Below are 641 nucleotides of genomic sequence, written 5' to 3'. Positions count from 1 at the left end.
AAGGGTTGCTGCCGGCGGGTCGTAACCTCTCGTGGAAGGTATCCTCTGGCCTGCTTGACCCCATTTTTCTGCTGTGGGCACTAATCTCTGACTGTCTTGTCTAACATACGTCCGTGCATCCTGAATCGCGAGCTAGGCTCTGTTATCAGCGATTGGTGCGCTGAAGGTGTTTGCGTCGTATCCCTATCTCCTGGAGTCGATGGTCGCGACCGTGCGGCTTGTAATCTCGTAGCATGCTGTCAAAATGCAGCAGCTTCCTGATGCATCTCCACGTCAGGAGGGGGGCTGCCGCATGATGACTCCTTAACCCAAGAATTGGATCCGTTGTGACAGAAAAAAATTTTCCCTCCTATAAAGCCAAGAGCGGCGAGTTCGATCTGATAGAGATTATGAGTGGGTTGTGGTCCCTGAGATGGCTGATTGCTTTGCTGGCAGTGTTGCCCGTGTTGTTGGCTATTGTTTATCTATTCATCACCAAGCCCGTCTATGAGGCTCGTGTCTCGACGCTGCCTCCTTCACTCAGCGATATAGCTGGTTTCAACTTGGGAAGATCGGAAAACGGGCTTCCCGCGTTTTCGGCAAATGGTGTCTATTCAATCTTCGTGCGAAATCTCCAGTCCGAAGAGACTCGCCGTCAGTTC

General features: G+C 51.8%; 1 protein-coding gene. It reads left to right on the top strand.

Annotation, left to right across the window (positions count from 1 at the left end):
• Positions 1-326: 326 nt before the first annotated feature.
• Positions 327-641, top strand: a 315-nt coding sequence (locus EEB15_RS33175; protein ID WP_199236704.1) for a Wzz/FepE/Etk N-terminal domain-containing protein, incomplete at its 3' end; no start/stop codon positions are given.

The sequence above is a fragment of the Ramlibacter sp. WS9 genome, from assembly GCF_003797765.1.
Taxonomy (GTDB): domain Bacteria; phylum Pseudomonadota; class Gammaproteobacteria; order Burkholderiales; family Burkholderiaceae_C; genus Ramlibacter.
Note: the sequence above shows the minus strand (reverse complement) of the source record. Positions and strands in the feature narration are given on the sequence as shown.